The organism is Vibrio sp. RC586 (genome assembly GCF_000176715.1).
Taxonomy (GTDB): domain Bacteria; phylum Pseudomonadota; class Gammaproteobacteria; order Enterobacterales; family Vibrionaceae; genus Vibrio.
Genome location: NZ_ADBD01000013.1, coordinates 204836 through 223728, shown reverse-complemented (window position 1 = coordinate 223728; position 18893 = coordinate 204836). Strand labels below are relative to the sequence as shown.

Here is an 18893-nt window from a genome sequence, read left to right as displayed (position 1 = left end):
ACTCACTGAGTTCAAACTCGCCAAATTAGGCGTGATTGCTGAGACTCTAAGAATAAAGAAAGGGGAAGAGCAGGATTTCTTTCAAAAAATAACGTGCCCAGATGGACACGTTATATGTACGTATGTCTTGGTGTGTTCACACCTAAATCTTGACGTGATTATGAACCTAAAACAGTAGGTTAGAGGTGCCTCAAGAGTTCATCACGACGATTTTGTGGGATCACTGACCAATGCTTACCTTCAATCGCACCTTCTAGAGCCCATAGCAACTCTAAGCTAACTTCTGCTGAGTGAGTACGCTGAATCGCTTTATACGCTTCAACAGCACCATGAGAGTGTAGTGATTCAACATTCTCAATCCCTGCTTTTTTGAGCATCCTTTCGGTTGCCAAGCGTAAGTTAGGCAGATCTTTTAAGCGCTCAGGTTTTGCTTGAGCTTGCGTTTCACGCTCTGCCTTAGCGACTTCAAGTGCAGCGCGAGCTTCAGTTAAGATGGAGGTTGGATTGCTCCAACAATCTTCAGGTAAAGCGTAGTACTTAGTTACGACAGGAAAGCCACGTTTCTTATAAACGTAAGGTTCATAACCTTGTAGTTTGAATTTTTCGATTGTGGCATCGTCCGCACGGATGTGCAGCGTTTCATTAACCACAAGCGCAAACATAGTTTCGTCGACGAAAATACCAAAGCCACCAAACATTGAACGAGATTTCACACGTCCTAGCTGCTCAAAGAGCCGCATTGAATCTTTTAATACTGGTTTATTCATGCTGTTAGTCTCGGAGTATTGTTACATACGCCACCAAATCAGGTCCGAGAAAATTAGCAAATGCATGCATCGGCCATGTCAATGATGAGTCAACATAGTGTATGCATTTTTTGCCATCGGTAACCCCGCTACCTACCATAAACTTTTGGTTTAGGCCGGAGGCTTTGCGTCCCACTTTTTCAAATGGTTTGCCCTGTGCGTGACATTTTTCCTGATAAAAATTAACCAATCTTGGCTTATTCTCACAACTTGGTATTTCAAATGTGAGAATAAGCTAAGTTATTAATACCTATGCTACATAGGTTTTGTCAAATTTATGTGACAAGCTTTCAAATATAGGCGTCATGAATTGTCAAGAAAGTTAGTTTTTTGTCAAGTCTTTCACTGTGTCGCGCTCGACAATTTCAGGATGCATTTCGAAAATTCGACGTTCGTGTTCTTTATCCTTGATGCGCTCTAACAAAATTTCAAAGGCGTTTTTCCCGACACGACGTTTCGGTTGGTGTACGGTAGTCAGCGGTGGTGAGAAATATTCCGCTAATTCAATGTTGTCGTAGCCAATCACGGAAATGTCTTCAGGTACACGGATGCCTTTTTGTTGCAGACGGCTCATCAAACCAAGTGCCATAGTATCGTTGAAACAAAACACCGCAGTTGGACGCTTATCCATAGCAAGGATTTTATCGGCAGCTAGCACCGCCGTATCACACTCAAAGTTGCCTTCTAAAATCCAATCTTCATTAACCGGCAATTTTGCCTCAGCCATAGCACGGCGGAAGCCTTGAATACGCTCTTGGCATGCTGCTTTAACAAAGTGACCGCTTAAGCATGCAATATCAGTATGACCACGGTCAGTCAGGTATTTGGTAGCCAAGTAACCACCTTCTTCTGAATTGTCGATGATTTTATCAGCGTGTGAGGTTTCTGGACCCCAATCCATGATTACTTTTGGAATGTCTTTGTGTGCATCCAGCATCTCTTGTAGCTCTTGGGTCAAGTCTGAACACATGACCAAAATGCCATCAACCCGTTTTTCAGCCAACATGCGAATGTAATCACGTTGCTTTTCATAGATGCCGCCTGTGTTACACAAGATCAGAGTGTAACCTTGGCGATAACAGTAGCTTTCTACGCCATCAATCACTTCAGAGAAGAACAAGTTAGTGGATTGCGTCACTAACATGCCGATGGTGCGAGTGGTGTTACATTTCAAGCTCCGTGCAACAGCGCTAGGAGCATAGTTGAGCTGTTTAACCGCTTCTTGCACTTTCTCCTGTGTGGTTTCAGCCACAAAACGAGTTTTGTTAATGACGTGAGAGACGGTAGTCGTTGACACGCCAGCAAGGCGTGCCACATCTTTAATCGTAGCCATAGAGTGTTCCTGTCGATGACTGCTGATGCCAGCGAATATTATTGGTTAATTAAATCAGCAGAAGTAAGGCGAGACTGAGCGAATCTTCACACTCTGTGCAGCAATGAGCGGTACTAGGCCGTACGTAAAGCGCTTCAATCACAATGCCTAAAGTAATAAAAATACAAAAACCGCCAAAAATTAGCGGTTTATATTTTTATTCGTTTTTTATCGTTTGCGGGTGGATTTTAGACTGCAAATCTGTTCACCGCAACGAAATTCATTCATCAAACTTTAAGTTATTTCGCGATCAATTCGTCTAGGCAAACTCTATTTACTGTGCCAAAGAGTCAGTTTGGTGTTGAACGGCAACCTTAAGTAAGAGAGTGACAAGACACTTATTCGATATTCGTATTCAGCTCTTGAAGGTAATCTTTGTCTTGTCTCACGAATGCCAATGTTAAACGAGCAACGGCTGCGTAAAGTCCAAAGTCATCAAATTGAGTGCAACGCTCAACAAAGGTGGGTAACCAGTTGAGTAAGTGTTGTTCGATAAATTCAGCTTGTGCTTTCGATGCGTTATCCAAGTCCGCAGCCTGTTCATTTTGATTAGCACTAATGGCAAGGTGAGCCAAAAAATCGAGCTGAATTGCGAGATGGTCGGCGGGTTCATTGAGGTTTTGAGCCACCTTAACGCCTTGCGTGGCGAGAAGCTCGCGCATTTTTTGTGCGGGTTTACCGTTTAGTAGCCCTTTATCCGTGTAGACAGATGCGTAAGGTAGAGCTGAATCACGATCGGACTTCAAAAATAAATCACAGAAATCCGCAGCAAGTTCAAGCTGAGCATCGGTTCTATCTTGCAAACGATTCAGCGCTTCTATCAAACTTTTCACATCTGTGGTTAGGCTTTCTTCTGCCGCGAGTCCAGTCAAAAATGTGCGGATTTCCGCTGAATGGTAGTGTGCGAGATCTTGTTCAGTCAGCTCTTTAATAAATAGGCTCGACAACCACCAATAGACTTCTGCGCGTTTTTCATTGAGGATTTTCAGTTCTTGTATCATTTTTGCACTCCCAATCGGTTGGCTCTTAGTCTAAACCATAAAAATGAACAGCTATCATGCTGAACATGTCTATTTGTGAAAAGATGCAAATGAGTTGTGAATGTGCTGAGTGGGGCTTGAGTTGCATCAAGAAAAAGTGATGTTTCTCACGATTTTTCTCGAAATATTAATAAATATGAATAGAATAACCCTGCGATAAATCCAGTTATTTAAAATGGTGCATTATGAGCTATCACGTACTTGTGGTTGAAGACGATCTCGTTACCCGCAGTAAGTTGAGTGGTTACTTTCAAAACGAAGGCTACCAAGTCACACAGGCGGAAAGCGGAGCGCAAATGAGAGAAGCACTAGAACTCAATGATATTGATCTGGTGTTGCTGGACATTAATTTGCCCGGTGAAGATGGTTTGCTATTGACGCGAGAACTACGCGGCCAATCGGAGATTGGCATTATTTTAGTGACAGGACGCACAGACAGTATCGACAAAATCGTTGGCCTTGAAATGGGGGCAGACGACTATGTCACAAAACCCGTTGATTTACGTGAGCTGCAAGTGCGAGTTAAGAACTTGTTGTGGCGTATTTGCCTTGCTCGTCGTGATAACAGTGCAGACAAGCAAGACGATAAACTGGTTTATTTTGGTGAGTGGACATTTGATGTTCAGCGTCGTGCACTTAGCCGTAACGGCGAGCCAGTAAAGTTAACTAAAGCTGAATATGAGCTTTTAGTAGCGCTTTCTTCTTATCCTAATCAAGTGCTAAGCCGAGAGCGCATTTTGAACATGATCAGTCATCGAGTGGACGCTCCAAACGATCGTACCATTGATGTTTTGATTCGCCGTATGCGCGCCAAGATGGAAATTGATCCAAAGAACCCACAGATTTTTGTCACCGTACATGGTGAAGGTTATATGTTTGCGGGTGATTAGCTTTGGTTTAACTCATCTTGCTTGATGAGCACTTTTGATAAGAGAGTGTAAGGCAAATAAAAAAAACCGGCAGTTCGCCGGTTTTTTTGTCGCTCGTGGAAAGTTTAAGGTGTGGCAGGAGTAGGCTCAACCGCGGCATCGCCAGCTACTGTCTCTTCAATTACAGCGGGATTGGCTAGAGGCGTTTCTACATCGCCTGCTACCGTATCGCGCAGTTTTTGCCACAATAATCCCAGAGTTTCGTACCAATACTGTTCAGTCTGTTCAAGATAGCGGGCTTTAGGGATGTACTTATCCCACGGCTGAGCAATATTCAGGTGGCCGAGGAAATTGGTCGGGGCAGGTATTGGGTTTAACCCTGCCGCTTCAAATTCACGCATGGCGCGTTTCATGTGGCTAGCCGAGGTCACTAACACCATACGTTTCTGCTGTACAAATGCGGCGGCTTGACGCGCTTCTTCCCACGTATCTTTAGCGGTTTCTAGCAAAATAATGTCTGATTTGGGTACGCCGAGTGCAAGGGCGACACGCGCCATCATACGTGCGTGGCTTACCTCACTTCCTCCAGCATATCCAGAGAGGATCATTTTCGAACCTGGATACATACGGTTAATCCGAATGCCTTCGGCAAGTCGCATTAAAGCCGCGCGGCTGAGTTCAGATGTTGGGGGAATATCATCGTCCACCACATGGCCGTTACCCAATACCATGACGTAATCGACAGTCCCCTCAACGGGCAGAAAAGCCGTATAGGTTCTTTCGAGTGGCATTAAGAGGCGAGTCGCTATGGGTTGGAAAGAGATAAAGAAAATACCGGTGAGAGAGAACAACACCACAAGACAACCGGTTTTACGTTTTGCTGTGAACATGATCAACATCAGGCCCACGAAACCAATGATCAGCAACGCTGGCAGAGGCATTAACAGTGAAGAAAAAATTTTTTTCAGCTCAAACATAGAAAAACAGTCCGAAAAAACAGCACTTGATTATAAAAAGAGTCGAAGCCTCTTTATTCCTGCCATTCCTATGACAGAATAGCGGGCACGATTCGTTATCATAACTCAAGCTACCGTGACAGAAGATCGCAATTTCGACGATATTGCCCACAAATTTGCAAAAAATATATACGGTTCTGACAAAGGTGAGATCCGCCAAGTCATTGTTTGGGAAGATTTGGAGCAGCTTCTCAGTCAACTGGACACGCAAAAAGTTCCCTTGCACGTGCTCGATGCGGGTGGCGGCTTGGCGCAAGTATCGCAAAAAATCGCTCGCCTTGGGCATCGAGTGACACTCTGTGATCTTTCTTCGGAAATGTTGCAATTGGCCGAACAGGATATTGCAAACAATGGCCTGCTTGAGCAGTATCGCTTCGTCCATTCACCAGTGCAGACGATTCAAGCACACCTTGATGCGCCCGTGGATTTGGTGCTGTTTCATGCGGTGATGGAGTGGTTGGCGGAGCCCAAACCAGCGTTGCAAAATTTGTTGGCGCAAGTTAGAGCGGGCGGCATGGTGTCGGTGATGTTTTACAACTATCACGGTTTGGTTTACAAAAACGCCGTGTGTGGCAACATTCCGCACGTGCTAGAAGATATGCCGCACCGCAAACGGTTTAAATTACAACCGCAGAAAGGCTTGCTCCCCGAAGAGGTCTATCAATGGATCGAAGAATCGGGTTTTGAGATCTGCGGAAAATCCGGTATTCGCTGTTTCAGTGATTACATCGGAAACATGAAAAACATGGGCGAATACCAGTATGAGGATTTGGTGGCACTGGAGCGCAAATTCTGCCGTCAGGAGCCTTACCTCTCATTGGGCCGATACATTCATGTATGGGCTAAGAAAAAACAATAACAGGAAACACAATGAGTGAGTTTACTCAGGATACTGTGCAAAAGCCTATCGACGAACTCGTCACTTGGGTAAAACAGTATGACTTCTCATTGAATCTGCCTACTGAGCGGCTGGCATTTTTGTTGGCGATTGCTGTGCTCAGTAATGAAAGATTTGATGAAGAGCTCGGAGAAGGGGAACTTCACGATGCATTCGCGATAGTCACGCGCTTGTTTGCAGAATCGGGAGAAGCCTCAGCCTTTCGGGCTAACAATGCGATTAATGATCTGGTCAAGCAGCGCTTATTAAGCCGTTTTACCAGCGAAATAACGGAAGGTGCCAGCATCTACCGTCTGACGCCTTTGGCGATCGGCATTACCGACTACTACGTTCGTCATCGCGAATTTTCCAAACTGAAACTATCTATCCAACTCTCTATGGTCGCGGATGAGATGGCGAAAGCCGTGGAATCTGCGCAGCAGGGTGGCAGTGTCGCTCATTGGCGCAAAAACGTGTTTGGCGTGCTCAAATATTCGGTGAGTGAAATCTTCGATCGCATCGACCTTAACCAGCGTGTGATGGATGAGCAGCAGCAATCGGTCAAAGAACAGATTGCGGATCTGCTGAATAAAGATTGGCGCGATGCGATCAACAACTGTGAAGCCTTGCTGTCTGAGACTTCCGCCACACTGCGTGAGCTGCAAGATACCTTGCAAGCGGCAGGCGATGAGTTGCAAACGCAAATCCTCGATATTCAGGAGTGCGTGTATGGCGATCTGGAATTGGACTTCATCGAAGAGACGCTGTTTGCGCTGCAAATGAAGCTCGACCGCATTACGAGTTGGGGTCAGCAGTCGATTGATCTTTGGATCGGTTACGACCGCCACGTCCACAAGTTTATTCGTACCGCGATTGATATGGACCAGAACCGCGCGTTCAGCCAACGTCTGCGTCAGTCAATGAACGACTATTTTGAACAACCTTGGTATCTCACTTACGCCGATGCAGAACGTCTATCCGATCTGCGTGATGAAACTTTGACCCTGCGTGACGAAGAAGTTACTGGCCATGTGCCGACAGAAGTGGAATACGAAGAACTGCAACAAGTAAATGATGAACTTGCGCAGCGGATTGGCGACATGCTGAAAGTGCACAAAGAACAAGGCGTCGCGATTGATTTAGCGTTGGCTCTACGTGATTACTTAGCCAGCCATCCACGAACCCATCATTTCGATTTAGCCCGAATGGTTGTCGACCAAGCGGTAAGACTGGGTTACTCCGAGTCCGACTACCGCGCTATCCAGCCTGACTGGACGGCGATCAACGATTTTGGCGCAAAGGTACAAGCGAATGTCATTGACCGATATTAATGAATACATGCCAGAGAATCTGGCCAAAGCGATTGCGAACCCGCTATTCCCAGCGCTAGACAGTTTGCTGCGCGCAGGTCGTCATGTTTCCAGTGACGATTTGGATAACCATGCCTTCCTGTCGGATTTTGAACCGGATTTGGCGCTGTTTTATCAACGCTACCACACCGAACTAGTGCGCGCGCCGGAAGGTTTCTTCTATCTGCGTCCACGTTCCACTTCGCTTATCAACCGCAGTGTGCTCTCTGAGCTGGATATGCTGGTGGGTAAAGTGCTCTGTTTCCTCTATTTGAGTCCTGAGCGTTTAGCGCACGAAGGCATTTTCACCAACCAAGAGCTGTACGATGAGCTGTTGACCTTGGTGGAAGAGAAGAAGCTGATGAAGCTGGTGACCAACCGTGCCAGCGGCTCGGATCTGGATCGCGAGAAGCTGTTTGAAAAAGTACGTACCTCGCTGCGTCGTTTACGTCGCCTCGGTATGGTGATCACCATTGGTGATACGGGCAAATTCCGCATCACTGAAGCGGTATTTCGTTTTGGTGCGGATGTGCGTTTGGGCGGCGATGTGCGTGAAGCGCAGCTGCGCCTGATCCGTGATGGTGAAGCGGTGGTGCATACCCCAGAACCAAGCCAGCAAAGCCTGTTGGAAAACCCAGCAACCGAGTACGACGAAGAGCAAACCGAGTGGGAAGATGAAGCATGATTGAACGAGGTAAATATCAATCGCTAACCATGATCAACTGGAACGGCTTCTTTGCGCGTACCTTTGACATTGATAATTTAGTGACCACTTTATCCGGTGGTAACGGTGCGGGTAAGTCTACCACCATGGCGGCGTTTATCACCGCTTTGATCCCAGACCAAAGCCTGCTCCATTTCCGTAACACCACCGAAGCGGGGAGCTCGCAAGCTTCTCGCGATAAAGGTTTGTACGGTAAGCTGCAAGCGGGGGCGTGTTACGCCGCGCTGGATGTGGTGAACTCACGTAACCAACGTTTACTGTTTGCGGTGAAGCTGCAACAAGTGGCGGGACGCGATAAGAAAGTGGATATCAAACCTTTCTTGATCCAAGGCCTGCCGAGCCATGTTAAACCGACCGATGTGTTGGTTGAAACCGTGTCTGATAAACATGCACGAGTTCGCCAAATCAATGAAGTGAAAGATGCCGTGGGTCAAATTGAAGGCGCGCATTTCAAATCTTTCCCGTCGATTGTGGATTACCACGCGCAGATGTTTGAATTTGGCGTGATCCCGAAAAAGCTGCGTAACAGCTCAGACCGTTCAAAATTCTACCGTTTGATTGAAGCTTCGCTTTACGGCGGTATTTCCAGTGCAATCACCCGTTCACTGCGTGATTACCTGCTGCCACAAAATGGCGGCGTGAAGAAAGCGTTCCAAGATATGGAATCCGCGCTGCGTGAAAACCGCATGACGCTGGAAGCGATCAAGACCACGCAAGCGGATCGCGATCTGTTCAAACACCTGATCACCGAATCGACCAATTATGTGGCTGCGGACTACATGCGCCACGCCAATGATCGTCGCAACAAAGTGGGACAAACGTTGGTTCTGCGCGGTGAGTTGTTCTCTTCTCGTGAAACCCTGATTGAGCAAAACAGCTTGCTGAACCGTGTTCATGAAGAGCTAGAACTGCTGGTTGAGCAAGAGTCTTTGCTGGAGCAAGATTACCAAGGCGCGTCTGACCACCTGCAATTAGTGCAAAACGCGCTGCGTCAGCAGGAAAAAATTGAACGCTATCAAGAAGATCTCGAAGAGCTGAATTTCCGCCTCGAAGAGCAGATGATGGTGGTCGAAGAAGCCAATGAGCGAGTGATGATGGCCGAAGAGCGTGCCACCATCAGTGAAGAGGAAGTCGACAGCCTCAAATCGCAATTGGCCGATTATCAGCAAGCCCTAGATGTGCAGCAAACCCGTGCTCTGCAATACCAACAAGCCGTGCAAGCGCTCGATAAAGCGCGTCGCTTACTGGATAAGCCAGAACTCAGTGCGGAAAGTGCGCAAGCGTTGGCCACTCAGCTTAAATCGGAACAGGAAACGCGCACTAGCGAACTGTTGGCACTCAAGCACAAGCTGGATATGTCTTCGGCCGCGGCGCAGCAGTTCAACCATGCGTTTGAACTGGTGAAACGCGTGTTGGGTGAGGTCGCGCGCAGTGAAGCGGCGAATCAAGCGCAGCAAGTGATCCGCCAAGCGCGTGAAGCCCAACATGTGGTGCAAAATGAAGCGCAGTGGCAAGCACAACAACGTGACCTTGAGCGCCAACTTGAGCAGCAACGCAGCGTGCGTGAGCTGGCAACCCAATACCACAAACAACATATGGTGGCCTTGGATGATGCCGCGACCGTCGAGTTAGAGCGTGAGCGCCACTCAGCACTCTTAGAAGAGCTGGAAACCGAGCAGGAAAACTGCCGTGAACAACGTGGTCAACTGCGCCATCAAGAGCAAGAACTGCAAACGCAAATCGCCCGTTTTGAGTCGATTGCGCCAGCATGGATCAAAGCTAACGATGCGTTAGAAACGCTACGCGAGCAAAGTGGTGCAGAACTGGCGGATAGTCAGTCTGTCATGGCGCACATGCAGCAAGTGTTGGAGTTGGAAAAAGCCCAATCCATGGCGAAAGATAAGCTCGCCGAGCGCCGCGCGAAACTCGATAGCGAAATTGAGCGTTTAGCGTCTCCGGGGGGCTCTAACGATCCGCGTCTGAAAGGTCTGGCGGACACGCTCGGCGGTGTGCTGCTGTCGGAAATCTATGACGACATCACCATTGATGATGCGCCGTATTTCAGCGCGATGTACGGTCCTGCGCGTCACGCGATTGTGGTGTCGGATCTCTCTGGCATCAAAGAAAAACTGGTTGAACTGGATGACTGTCCGGAAGATCTTTACCTCATCGAAGGCGATGTGGATGCCTTTGATGACAGTTCATTCAATGCCGAAGAGCTGGAAGGTGCGGTATGCGTTCAGCTTAACCAGCGCCAAATGCGCTACTCGCGCTTCCCGGCCATTCCACTGTTTGGCCGCGCGGCGCGTGAGCAGCGTTTAGAGCTGCTGCGTGAAGAGCGCGATGAAGTGGTTGAGCAACACGCGAAAGCTTCGTTTGATTCGCAAAAATTGCAACGTCTGTACGCCAGCTTTAACCAGTTTGTGGCGATGCACTTGCAAGTGGCGTTTGATGCCGATCCTGAGCAAGCCTTGGCAACGGCGCGCGACAAGCGTAATCAACTGCTGCGTTCGATCAGCGAATTTGAAACGCAAGAACAGCAACTGCGTAGCCAGTTACAAGCGAGCAAACAAGCGTTAGCTGCGTTGGACAAACTTGCGCCGCAAATGGGTCTACTTGACGAAGAGTCGCTCGAAGCGCGTTACCACGAGCTTGAAGAGAAACTGCAACAGCTGAGTGAGGCAAAAGCCTTTATCGCTGCGCATGGCCGCACCATCAGCGAGCTGGAAAAAGTGGCGGCGGTACTCGATGCCGACCCAGAGCAGTTTGATGCGCTGGAGCAGCAATACCAGCAAGCTGACCAAGCACTGCAGCAGCTCAAAGCGCAAATTTTTGCGCTGTCGGATCTGCTTGAACGCCGTCATCACTTTGCTTATTCCGACTCGGTGGATCTGCTTAACCAAAGCAGTGAACTGAGTGAACAACTGAAAGCGAAATTGGTGCAGGCGGAAAGTGAGCGTACCCGCAGTCGTGAAGAGCTGAAACAGGCGCAAGCTCAGCTCAGTCAATACAATCAGCTGTTGGCATCACTGAAAAGTTCGCACCAAGCTAAGCTGGAAACGGTACAAGAGTTCAAACAAGAGCTGCAAGAGTTTGGCGTGCATGCCGATGAGGGCGCGATTGAACGTGCTCAGCGTCGTCGCGATGAGCTGCAAGAGCGTCTACACACTTCGCGCAGCCGTAAGAGTGAATACGAACGCACCATTACATCTACTGAGCTGGAAATGAAAGCGCTGGTCAAGCGCATGAAGAAAGTCGAGAAAGATTATCAAGATCTGCGCACTTTCGTGGTGAACGCGAAAGCGGGTTGGTGCTCGGTACTGCGTCTTGCGCGCCAAAATGATGTTGAGCGTCGTCTGCACAAGCGTGAGCTGGCTTACCTATCTGCCGATGAACTGCGTTCAATGTCGGATAAATCCTTGGGTGCGCTGCGTCTCGCGGTCGCCAACAATGAAGATCTGCGTGATGCACTGCGTCAGTCCGAAGATAACTCACGTCCTGAGCGTAAAGTGCTGTTCTACATTGCGGTGTATCAGCATCTGCGTGAGCGCATTCGTCAAGACATCATTCGCACCGACGATCCGGTCGAAGCGATTGAAGAGATGGAAGTGGAACTGGCTCGTTTGACCGAAGAGTTGACTCAACGTGAACAGCGTTTGGCGATCAGTTCGGATTCTGTAGCCAGCATCATTCGCAAAACCATTCAACGTGAGCAAAACCGTATCCGTATGCTCAACCAAGGACTGTCGAACATCTCCTTTGGTCAGGTGAATGGCGTGCGCCTGAATGTGAAAGTGCGTGAAAGCCATGAAATCCTTTTAGCAGGATTGTCTGAGCAGCAAGCGCAGCACAAAGATCTGTTTGAAAGTGCGCGTTACACCTTCTCAGAAGCGATGGCCAAACTGTTCCAACGCGTGAACCCACACATCGATATGGGTCAACGTTCACCGCAAGTGCTGGGTGAAGAGCTGCTGGATTACCGTAACTACCTAGAGCTGAGTGTTGAAGTCAACCGTGGTTCGGATGGTTGGCTGCAAGCTGAATCGGGCGCACTGTCGACCGGTGAAGCGATCGGTACCGGCCAGTCAATCCTGCTGATGGTGGTGCAGAGCTGGGAAGAAGAGTCGCGTCGTCTGCGCAGTAAAGATATTGTGCCGTGTCGCCTGTTGTTCCTCGATGAAGCTGCGCGTCTGGATGCCAAATCCATCGCCACCTTGTTTGAGCTGTGTGAGCGTCTGGATATGCAGTTACTGATTGCTGCGCCAGAGAACATCAGCCCAGAGAAGGGCACCACTTACAAACTGGTTCGTAAAGTGTTTAAAGATCACGAGCACGTACATGTGGTGGGGTTACGCGGTTTTGCGCAAACTGAAAAGCCAAAAACGGCGGAGCAGAAATTCGCCGAAGAACTTGCCGGTGAGTTGACGGAATAGTCGAAACTCATCAGTGCTTGAAATGAAAACGCCTTCCATTTTGGAAGGCGTTTCTTTTTGCAGCAGTGCTTGTAGGTGAGTTTACTGTCGCTCATCTTTGGGCGAATCCATCACCACCATGGTGGTAATGGATTTGACTACCGCACATTCGCCAAGCACATCGGCATGGAAGCGTTTATAAGCCACCAAATCTTTGGTTTCCACGCGCAGCAAGTATTCGTTCATACCGGTGATGTTGTGGCATTCCACGACTTCTTTGGCAAAGCGTACATGCTGTTCAAAACTGAGCTGTGATTGCTTGGTATGGCTGTTTAAGCCAATCGCTACATACGCGATAAAACCCACCTCAAGCTGGTTTTTATCCAATACCGCACGATAGCCTTTGATAATTTTCTTACGCTCTAAATCTTGCACTCGACGCAAGGTTGCGGAGGGCGATAACCCCACGCGCTCGGCCAACTCCACATTGGAGACTCGGCCATCGAGTTGCAGCTCGTGCAATATTCTTTCGTCAAACCTGTCCATTGTTCTCTTTTGTTGTGCATTCAGTGTTTTGTTCGCTCATATAAACACAAAATTGCGTCAGGCTGCGATTAATATTTTTGCATCTGACATTAATCGAGAACATCGTTATGGATTACACCTTATTTGGGCCGCTATTGGCGTTTGCTTTTGTTTCTACCTTTTCGCCTGGCCCTAACAACATCATGCTGATGACATCGGGAGCCAATGTTGGCTTTCTGCGCACTATCCCGCACATGCTGGGGATTACGTTTGGTTTTAGCATCATGGTGCTTCTGGTCGGCGTTGGCTTGACGGAACTGTTTCAGCGCTATCCTCTCATTCAACAAGGACTACAAATTCTCTGTACTTTGTACTTGGTGTATCTGGCGATCAAAATTGCTCTGAGTCGGCCCTCCAAAGAGGGGCAAGAGTATCAGCCGATGTCTTTTGTGGCGGCGGCGCTGTTTCAGTGGGTGAACCCAAAAGGTTGGTCAATGGCGCTCACGGCGGTGAGTGTATTTAACCCGAATGCGAGTTGGTTACAGCTCGGTTTGATTGCGTTGGTGTTTGCGTTAGTGAATTTACCTTCAGTCAGTGTGTGGACTGCCGCAGGCAAACAACTGAGCTACTGGATGAATCATCCCAATTATGTGCGTTGGTTTAATGGAGCTATGGGGGGATTGTTACTGCTTTCGGTGGTACCGATGCTTTGAGGCAAAACATCCAGCCTCCCAAATGGGAGGCTGGAAGAGGTATAGATTTAACGTGCGCGTTGCGGCTGACGTTGAGTATTATCACGGCTGGCAGGACGCCCAGAGCCTTGTGGTTTACCGCCTGTCGCTGAACCCCGTTGGCCTTGCTGGCCACGGTTTTGCTCACCGCGAGCAGGTTGGTTGCCCGCAGGCTTACTGCCTGTCGGTTTACCACCGGTTGGTTTGCCCTGATTCGATTTATTGCCACTATTCGGACGACCTTGGCCGCCAGATTTGTTACCACGCAGCGCATCAAAGCCCGGTTGGCTATGCGTATGCTTGGTCGCAAAACGATTCGCGCCATGACGACCTGATTTGCGGCTTTGTGCTGGGGTGACTAGGTCTGAATCTTTTTCTGGGATCAGACACTCAGGGCGGTCACCAATTAGATGACGTTTGCCCATCGCAATCAGCGCTTCGCGAATCATCGGCCAGTTGGCAGGATCATGGTAGCGCAGAAGTGCTTTATGCAAGCGACGTTGCGCTTCACCTTTCGCCACTGGCACCTTTTCCGGTTTCTTGTATTTCACGCGTTTCAGCGGGTTTACTTCTGCGTGATACATCGCGGTAGCATTACACATTGGCGATGGGTAGAAGTTCTGTACTTGGTCACAACGGTAGTTGTTGGATTTCAGCCACAGCGCGAGGTTGACCATGTCTTCATCTTCAGTCCCTGGGTGAGCAGCGATGAAGTAAGGGATCAGATACTGTTTTTTGCCCGCTTCAGCACTGTATTTTTCAAACAGCTCTTTAAAGCGATCATAAGTCCCCATGCCTGGTTTCATCATCATGCTCAGCGGGCCTTTTTCCGTATGCTCAGGAGCAATCTTCAAATAGCCGCCGACGTGGTGGGTAACCAGCTCACGCACATACTCAGGCGATTCAATCGCCAAGTCGTAACGTACACCAGAAGCGATGACCACTTTCTTGATGCCCTCCACATCACGCGCTGCACGATACAGATCGATGGTGTGTTTGTGGTCGGTATTCAGCTTATGACAGATGCCCGGGAACACACAGCTTGGACGACGACAGTTCGCTTCCGCTTTCGGATCTGAACAGCCGAGGCGGTACATGTTCGCGGTAGGGCCACCCAAGTCTGAAATCACACCGGTGAAGCCCGGCACTTTGTCACGGATTTCTTTCAGCTCATTGATGATCGACTCTTGCGAACGGTTCTGGATGATGCGTCCTTCGTGCTCAGTGATAGAACAGAATGAACAGCCACCAAAACAGCCACGCATGATGTTGACCGAGGTTTTGATCATGTCGTACGCCGGAATTTTCGCATCGCCATATTTAGGGTGCGGGATACGGGCGTAGTACAGGCCAAACACGAAATCCATCTCTTCAGTGGTGAGCGGAATCGGTGCTTGGTTAACCCACAGTTCACGGTCGCCATGACGCTGAACCAGCGCACGACCCGAATAAGGGTTGGTTTCTAAGTGCAATACGCGGCTGGCGTGCGCGTACAAAATACGGTCATTAACCAACTTTTCAAACGAGGGCAGACGCACCGCAGTGGTTTTCGCATCGTGACGTGATGGACGAATGGTGATGGGTTTGGCTTCTTCTTTTTCATCACCTTTGGTCGCGCACTGCGTTTCCACTTCATACGGGTTGCTTGGCACAAACGGTTTGTTTGGCTGATCAATTCGGGTGGAATCGATCACTTTAAAGTGATCAGGAACCTGAGCCAGATTTACTGCCGTACCACGTACATCAATCATCTTGTTGATCGATTCGCCATTGGCTAAGCGGTGAGCCACTTCAACCAGAGCACGCTCTGCGTTACCAAACAGCAAAATATCGGCTTTCGCATCCAGCAGGATGGAACGACGAACTTTGTCTGACCAGTAATCGTAATGCGCGACACGACGCAGGCTGGCTTCAATACCGCCAAGCACAATCGGCACATCTTTATAGGCTTCACGACAACGTTGTGAGTAAACCAATGAACAACGGTCAGGACGCATACCGCCTTTGTTATTTGGTGTGTATGCATCATCGTGACGAATTTTTTTATCCGCAGTGTAGCGGTTGATCATTGAGTCCATGTTACCGGCGGTCACACCGAAAAACAGGTTCGGTTTGCCAAGCGTCATAAAGGCGTCTTTAGTCTGCCATTCTGGCTGTGCAATGATCCCGACACGGAAGCCTTGTGCTTCAAGCAAGCGGCCGATGATCGCCATACCAAAGCTTGGGTGATCGACATAAGCATCGCCGGTCACAATAATAACGTCACAGCTATCCCAGCCTAATTGATCCATTTCCTCACGACTGGTCGGTAAAAATGGTGCTGTGCCGAAACATTCAGCCCAGTATTTTTTATAGTGGTGGATGGGGGTAACTTCGCTGTGCATATTGGAGCCTCAAGATTAAGAGGGCGGCATTATAGCGGCTTGCAAGGTCAGTATCTACCGCAACATCGCCCCGAAATTGTTAAGGGTTTATTTCGTAAAGGAAGGGATTGGTAGAGCGCCTTGATAGTCAGAGAAAACTGGCAGCTTCAGGCTGAGCGGTTAATACTTTAGTTAGGATGAAATTGGCAATATGCGCAATGAGTCATATTGTGTGCACCAAGACTGCATTAAGGTGAGTGGAGAACTCTAAAAAATGTCATCAGTCCAGGATGTAGAATGAATAAATTAGCTGCTGAATCAAAATGTTCAAATGTTCCAACACGTTATGCTGCACTGAGCTGGTGTTATCAAATTGCCAATCAACATATGGAATATGATTTAGCCATGTGGCAATCACTGATCGGAGATATAGCTTCGATCAAAAAACCAGAGGATTTTCTGGATTTTCTACCATTAACGCAACGTGAACAGGCATTGCACTGCTTAGCAAGCTCCGGCCAACACCCTCAAACCGTAAACAGTTTTCTGGTGAATGCAGAAAAATTGGTGGCATTAGTGGCGTTTACGGTGGTCGAGGTTAATCACCAAATCATTACTGGGCACATTACACCACTATTGATTTTTCACTCTGGTATGGAGTCGGCTTTTGCGTTTGATGCTTTGTTTGATAATCGGCATCACGGCGTGGTGATCACCGATGGTCAGACTCGGATTCTGGCTTGCAATCGCTATTTTGAAGAGCAGACAGGCTACCAGCAAAGTGAAATGTTGGGGTTAAAAACCAGCCTGTTCAATTCAGGGAAGCATTCTCAACATTTTTACGTTGATATGTGGCACCAACTGCAAGAGCAAGGGTGGTGGGATGGCACGATTCTCTCTCAGCGCTCTTCTGGCGAAATTTGGCCACAAGACTTGTCGATTAAGCGTTTAAGCCCACAAAAAGGCCAGATATTTTATATCGGTTTTACCACTGATCTTGCGCCGCACTTAGACCGAGTTATCGATCAGCAAGCTGGAGATGTTGAGTTGCTCACTCAACTGCCCACATTGGCAAAATTTAGTGCACAGTTGAAACAACGTTTGCTCGGACACTTAGCTACAACGGGATTTGTGTTAGCGATACAACCTAAGTTCAGCAGCGATAAATACTACGCTCAGATCCGCGGTTTAGCGGCAAGTCTTGCGCAGAATCGGCAAGTTCAACTGTGCGGCTACCACGGCGAAGGTATTTTTCTCTGCCAACTGGATGCCGAGAAAGGTGCCGATAATAAACCCCTGCTTGGCATACAGCGCACACTTCGCCAGTTTTTTGAAGAGTTACATAAAAGAGGCGGACACGTGATACACCAAGCAATAGCGCAAGGTCGCTTGGGCGTTTCTGTGTTAGGAGGAGATACACAAAACGTTGATCACTTAATTCCCCATGCTTTACAAGCGATGTTAGAGCATCATGCGGGAGACACTCGGCATATCAATTTTTACGATCAAACCATGCATCAGCAGGCTGAGCGGCGTAAAACGTTGGAAAAGTGGGTACAAAAATGGATAGACAATGGCGATGTTGAAGTCTTTTATCAGCCAATTATTGATAGCCAAACTTGGTCTATCGTTAAGTTTGAAGCCTTATGCCGCTTCCAAGCTCCAGAGGTATTGCATGCCACTACTCAAGAGCTTATTACGATTGCGGAAGAGTTGGGTTTAATCGATCGGTTAGATGGCATTGTGGGTCGTAAAGCGTTAAGCGATCTTCCTAAAATTCACGCACTGTTTGGCTACCACATTGGGGTAACAATTAATCGTTCACTCAGCGTTGGACTTACTGCAGAACAGATTTTACGTGTAAATGCAGATATGCTGGCAGAGCAGCCGGAACTAGCGAAGTATATTACGATTGAGTTGACTGAAAGTGCTTACTTTGATTCCCGTTCTCAAGGCAGCAAGATGCTGCAAAGCCTACGTGATATGGGAGTGACCATAGCCATTGATGATTTTGGGACGGGCTTTTCTTCTTTCTCTTATTTAACCGAGTGTCAGTTCGATTATTTGAAAATTGATCGTGAATTTGTCTCTGGGATTGAGTTGGGCTCTCGACGCTATGCGATTGTCAAAATGATGACCGATTTAGCTCATACGCTCGAGGTTAAAGTGGTTGCCGAAGGGGTAGAAACCGAATATGAAGTGCATGTACTCAGATCGCTCGGGGTCGATTTGTTACAAGGTTTTTTCTTTGCCAAACCATTGCCGATTAGCCGTTTGATCCATGCGATGGACTACCGGAAAAATCTCGGACTTTCGGGGCGAGAAGAAGAAAAATGGCGTAAAGAGCAGACCACTCTCCAAAGTTTGGCAACCTTTACCCAACATCGACTTGATCCAAGTGACCCCATTTCGATTGCTGTTGAGTATTTCAATGCCACTCAATCTGATGTGTTGCCAGTGGTGGTTGCAGGAGAATGCGTAGGCTTAGTCGATAGGGCTGCGCTGAACTTACATCTCACCCCAACAATGGGCACAGAGTTGGAAACCTCACGCGAAGCTGCCATGTGGCGTAAGCCTGTGAATCAAGTTATGCAGCATCAGTGGGTGAAGATCCCGCATGATACGGATCTTCGGTTATTACCTTCACTGCTAAAATCGCATTCACCACCACCTTGGGTTTTGGTGGAGGGGAAAACCTATAAAGGCATGATTACTGCGCAGAAATTACTTACTTATTTAGCCAGTCAGTAAAAAAACAAGCCCGAATTTCGGGCTTGGTTGATAAATGGAATTGATTCTACAATTCACC

Annotated in this window: 13 protein-coding genes and 1 riboswitch; of the genes, 7 read left to right on the top strand and 6 right to left on the bottom strand. The window is 48.2% G+C overall.

The genetic code is table 11. From position 1 onward, the window contains the following. Window positions 1-179: 179 nt before the first annotated feature. The 3 genes from VOA_RS04500 to torD form a co-directional block, all read right to left on the bottom strand. On the bottom strand, window positions 180-767 hold the full coding sequence (locus VOA_RS04500; protein WP_001040051.1) for a TfoX/Sxy family DNA transformation protein: 588 nt from the start codon (window positions 765-767) through the stop codon (window positions 180-182). A 115-nt stretch (window positions 768-882) separates the two neighbouring features. Then, window positions 883-970: riboswitch (cyclic di-GMP riboswitch) on the bottom strand. A gap of 158 nt (window positions 971-1128) precedes the next feature. Further along, entirely contained in the window at window positions 1129-2139 is a 1011-nt protein-coding gene (gene purR / locus VOA_RS04505) for an HTH-type transcriptional repressor PurR (protein WP_000201021.1), read from the bottom strand. Between the two features lie 377 nt (window positions 2140-2516). Next, window positions 2517-3179, bottom strand: coding sequence for a molecular chaperone TorD (gene torD / locus VOA_RS04510; RefSeq protein ID WP_000613924.1), 663 nt, complete (start codon window positions 3177-3179; stop codon window positions 2517-2519). A 224-nt stretch (window positions 3180-3403) separates the two neighbouring features. Between torD and torR the strand changes: the two genes are divergently transcribed. Beyond that, window positions 3404-4108, top strand: coding sequence for a two-component system response regulator TorR (torR, locus tag VOA_RS04515; RefSeq protein WP_000120289.1), 705 nt, complete (start codon window positions 3404-3406; stop codon window positions 4106-4108). A gap of 104 nt (window positions 4109-4212) precedes the next feature. On the opposite strand, the gene elyC is transcribed toward torR, so the two are convergent. Beyond that, window positions 4213-5064, bottom strand: coding sequence for an envelope biogenesis factor ElyC (gene elyC / locus VOA_RS04520; RefSeq protein WP_000462418.1), 852 nt, complete (start codon window positions 5062-5064; stop codon window positions 4213-4215). 115 nt (window positions 5065-5179) lie between these two features. Between elyC and cmoM the strand changes: the two genes are divergently transcribed. The 4 genes from cmoM to mukB are packed head-to-tail and all read left to right on the top strand — an operon-like array spanning window position 5180 to window position 12486. After that, on the top strand, window positions 5180-5962 hold the full coding sequence (gene cmoM / locus VOA_RS04525) for a tRNA uridine 5-oxyacetic acid(34) methyltransferase CmoM (RefSeq protein WP_000133898.1): 783 nt from the start codon (window positions 5180-5182) through the stop codon (window positions 5960-5962). An 11-nt stretch (window positions 5963-5973) separates the two neighbouring features. Then, window positions 5974-7311 carry a chromosome partition protein MukF gene (mukF, locus tag VOA_RS04530; protein ID WP_001288873.1) on the top strand — a complete coding sequence of 446 codons (1338 nt, stop codon included), beginning with the start codon at window positions 5974-5976 and terminating at the stop codon, window positions 7309-7311. Next, entirely contained in the window at window positions 7292-8014 is a 723-nt protein-coding gene (mukE, locus tag VOA_RS04535) for a chromosome partition protein MukE (protein WP_000059638.1), read from the top strand. Before mukF ends, mukE begins: the two co-directional genes overlap by 20 nt. After that, window positions 8011-12486 (top strand): chromosome partition protein MukB, encoded by a 4476-nt coding sequence (gene mukB / locus VOA_RS04540; protein ID WP_000572789.1) that lies wholly within the window; start codon window positions 8011-8013, stop codon window positions 12484-12486. Before mukE ends, mukB begins: the two co-directional genes overlap by 4 nt. 81 nt (window positions 12487-12567) lie before the next feature. On the opposite strand, the gene VOA_RS04545 is transcribed toward mukB, so the two are convergent. Continuing rightward, entirely contained in the window at window positions 12568-13011 is a 444-nt protein-coding gene (locus tag VOA_RS04545; RefSeq protein ID WP_000373557.1) for an Lrp/AsnC family transcriptional regulator, read from the bottom strand. A gap of 107 nt (window positions 13012-13118) precedes the next feature. On the opposite strand from VOA_RS04545, the gene VOA_RS04550 reads away from it, so the two are divergent. Continuing rightward, window positions 13119-13703: a LysE family translocator gene (locus VOA_RS04550; RefSeq protein WP_000386718.1), complete on the top strand. Its 585-nt coding sequence runs from the start codon at window positions 13119-13121 to the stop codon at window positions 13701-13703. Window positions 13704-13750: 47 nt separating this feature from the next. Here the strand turns inward: VOA_RS04550 and VOA_RS04555 are convergent, their stop codons facing one another. Beyond that, on the bottom strand, window positions 13751-16105 hold the full coding sequence (locus tag VOA_RS04555) for a YgiQ family radical SAM protein (protein WP_000555506.1): 2355 nt from the start codon (window positions 16103-16105) through the stop codon (window positions 13751-13753). Between the two features lie 276 nt (window positions 16106-16381). Here VOA_RS04555 and VOA_RS04560 point away from each other — a divergent pair, with 276 nt between their 5' ends. Further along, the gene (locus VOA_RS04560; RefSeq protein WP_001037084.1) at window positions 16382-18835 is read left to right on the top strand and encodes a sensor domain-containing phosphodiesterase; all 2454 of its coding nucleotides are present in this window, start codon (window positions 16382-16384) and stop codon (window positions 18833-18835) included. The last annotated feature ends 58 nt before the right edge of the window (window positions 18836-18893 follow it).